This window comes from Acidovorax sp. KPB24-03, assembly GCF_057546605.1.
In genome coordinates this window covers 1-2,942 of the sequence record NZ_BAAJYR010000428.1, presented here as the reverse complement: position 1 = coordinate 2,942, position 2,942 = coordinate 1, and the positions used below count along the sequence as shown (strand labels likewise).

Sequence of the window (2,942 nt, the reverse complement as noted above, 5' to 3'; positions counted from 1 at the left end):
CTGGAGTACGGCAAGAGCATCACCGACGCCTGCCTGGGCTGGGACGATTCGCTGTCGGCGCTGGCCGACCTGTCGGCAGCCGTGGCCGCCCGCCGCGCCCGCTGAAAAACCAGGGGCCGGGGCAGCGGCGTGCGATGTAAGCTCGATGGCCCGCCGCGGGCATCGGCTTGCGTGGCCGCCCTTGGCCCCACCTCAACCAGGAAAACAATCCATGCGCAGAGAAGTCTCGATCACCCTGGCGCCGGGCCAGGAATTCCGTTTCGACCTGGAAGGCTCGCAGCCTTTGAGCAATGAAGACGCCCGCCGCTGGCTGGACGAGGCGTTCATCAGCCTGGAGTGCGAGCCCCTGCGGGCCAGCGGCAAGGTGCTGCTGGCCGACAAGGTGCTCACGGTGGCACAGGCTGCCGGGGCCCCGCTGCTGGCCGACGCGCAATGGGGCCGGCAGTTCGCCGAAGCCGCCAGCGCCGCACTGGCCCGACCGATCGTGCGGGTGGATGTCCCGGCCATGGCCGTGACGTATTGAAGAGGGGCGGAGGGTCGCCTTCTGCGCCATCGGTCGAATCGGCCTCCAGCGCATATTCTTCTAGGGCATATCGCTATTATTTCGATAGCGAATCGATGAGCTTGCCATGGATGCCGCCGAAGCTGCCATTGCTCATGCACACGATGTGATCGCCCGGCCGGGCCGCCTGGGTGATCTGTCCGATCAGCGTGCCGATGTCCGCCGCCGTCCGGGCCTTGTCGCCCAGCGGCGCGAGCACCTGGGCCGCGTCCCAGTCCAGGTCGGCGGTGTGGCAGAACGCCAGGTCGGCCGGCTCCAGCGCCCAGGGCAGCTGCGATTTCATGGTGCCCAGCTTCATGGTGTTGCTGCGCGGCTCGAACGCCGCGAGGATGCGTGCCGCCGGGCCCAAGCTGCGGCGCAGCCCGTCCAGCGTGGTGCGCAGGGCGGTCGGGTGGTGGGCGAAGTCGTCGTACACCGCAATGCCGCGCACGGTGCCGCGCAGTTCCATGCGCCGCTTCACGTTCTGGAACCGCGCCAGCGCACGGCCGGCCTCTGCCGGCGCCACGCCCACGTGGTGGGCGGCGGCGATGGCGGCCAGCGCATTCAACTGGTTGTGCACGCCGGTCAACGCCCATTCCACGCGGGCCACGGTCCGGCCCTGGTGGAGCACATCGAAGGCGTGCGGCTCGCCCTGGGCCGTGAAGTCGCTCACCAGCGCGCCGAAGCTCGCCACCTCGCTCCAGCAGCCGGCATGCAGCACGCGGGCCAGGCTTTCCTCCAGCCCGTTGACCACCACGCGGCCCGAGGGCGGCACGGTGCGCACCAGGTGGTGGAACTGCCGCTCGATGGCCGGCAGGTCGTCGAAGATGTCCGCGTGGTCGAATTCCAGGTTGTTCAGCACCGCGGTGCGGGGGCGGTAGTGCACGAACTTGCTGCGCTTGTCGAAGAACGCGGTGTCGTATTCGTCCGCCTCGATCACGAACACGGGCGCATCGCCCGCCACGCCCGGGCCGGCCACCGGACGGCGCGCGGCGCCCAGCCGGGCCGACACGCCGAAATCCAGCGGCACGCCGCCCACCAGGAAGCCGGGCTGCAGGCCCGCGCATTCCAGAACCCAGGCCAGCATCGACGTGGTGGTCGTCTTGCCGTGGGTGCCCGCCACGGCCAGCACGTGCCGGCCCTGCAGCACGTGCTCGGCAAGCCACTGGGGCCCGCTGGTGTAGGCGGCGCCGGCGTCGAGGATGGCCTCCATCAGGGGGAATTTCGGCGTGCCGTCGGGCAGGCGCGCCCGGCTGACCACGTTGCCGATCACGAACGCATCGGGCTCCAGAGCCATCTGGTCCGCGCCGTAGCCTTCGATCAGTTCGATCCCCAAGGCGCGCAGCTGGTCGCTCATCGGGGGGTACACGCCGGCGTCGCAGCCGGTGACCTTGTGGCCCGCTTCGCGCGCCAGTGCCGCCAAGCCCCCCATGAACGTGCCGCAGATGCCCAGAATGTGAATATGCATGGGCGCAGATTCTAAGGTTCCAGGGCTGCAAGGCCGCCCGCGCAGATCCCTCTTGCCTCGATAGCTACATTTTCAATAGCAAGATCCACAGTGGGGTGCACCATGCCCCTGCCGGATGCGGGCGTTTTCCCGGGCCGCCTTCTTGCATTGAGGCCACAATGGACCCTTCCCCCCACCCGATCGCCGCCATGCCAAACGCCCTCGCCACCGAGATCGCCAACGCCGCGGCCCGCATGGTCGTCGAAGAAGGCCTGGAATGGGGTCCGGCCAAACGCCGGGCCGTTCGCCAACTGGGCCTGCCCAGCCGCACACCGCTGCCCGACAACGATCTGGTCGAGGATGCCGTGCGTGAGTACATCGGCCTGTTCTGTGCCGACACCCAGCCCCAGGAATTGCTCGCGCTGCGGCAGCTGGCGCTGATCTGGATGGAGCGCATGGAGACGTTTCGCCCGCACCTGGGCGGAGCGGTGTGGCATGGCACGGCGACCCGGCTGTCCGACATTTATCTGCAGTTGTTCTGCGACGACTGCAAATCCGCCGAGATCGCGCTGATCGACCACCATGTGGACTACGAGCCGCGCACCGTCACCGGCTTCCATGGCGAGTCGGTCGAGGCGTTGAGCCTCTCCAGCCATTCGCCGGTGCTGGGCGAGATGATCGGCGTGCACCTTTTGATCTATGACCTGGATGACCTGCGCGGCGCATTGCGCCCCGATGCGCGGGGCCGGGCACCGCGCGGAGACATTCGCGCCGTGCGCAAGCTGTTGGAAAGCCCTCCCGAATGAATGTGTCACCGCCCTCCGATACGGGCACCCCTATGTCCCCACCCGACCCCCGCCCGGCCCTCGCGGCCGGGTCCGATGCTGCGCCCCAGGCTTCGCGTCGCAGGCTGATGGCGTATGCCGGCGTGGCCGCCGCCGCCGGGCTGGGCGG

At 69.0% G+C, this 2,942-nt stretch carries 3 protein-coding genes; 2 read left to right on the top strand and 1 reads right to left on the bottom strand.

All coding sequences use genetic code 11. The features are described from left to right. The first annotated feature begins 211 nt into the window (after positions 1-211). A complete protein-coding gene (locus AC27KI_RS22015; RefSeq protein ID WP_284393083.1) occupies positions 212-523 on the top strand; it encodes a hypothetical protein in 312 nt (103 codons plus the stop codon). Between the two features lie 76 nt (positions 524-599). On the opposite strand, the gene mpl is transcribed toward AC27KI_RS22015, so the two are convergent. Beyond that, positions 600-2,009, bottom strand: coding sequence for a UDP-N-acetylmuramate:L-alanyl-gamma-D-glutamyl-meso-diaminopimelate ligase (gene mpl, locus AC27KI_RS22010; protein WP_487115841.1), 1,410 nt, complete (start codon positions 2,007-2,009; stop codon positions 600-602). A gap of 188 nt (positions 2,010-2,197) precedes the next feature. On the opposite strand from mpl, the gene AC27KI_RS22005 reads away from it, so the two are divergent. Further along, entirely contained in the window at positions 2,198-2,794 is a 597-nt protein-coding gene (locus tag AC27KI_RS22005; RefSeq protein ID WP_487090037.1) for a hypothetical protein, read from the top strand. Positions 2,795-2,942: the final 148 nt, after the last annotated feature.

Coding starts and splice junctions, on each gene's coding strand:
- AC27KI_RS22005 (WP_487090037.1), top strand. CDS start 2,198: ATGCCAAACGCCCTCGCCACCGAGATCGCCAACGCCGCGGCCCGCATG.
- mpl (WP_487115841.1), bottom strand. CDS start 2,009: ATGCATATTCACATTCTGGGCATCTGCGGCACGTTCATGGGGGGCTTG.
- AC27KI_RS22015 (WP_284393083.1), top strand. CDS start 212: ATGCGCAGAGAAGTCTCGATCACCCTGGCGCCGGGCCAGGAATTCCGT.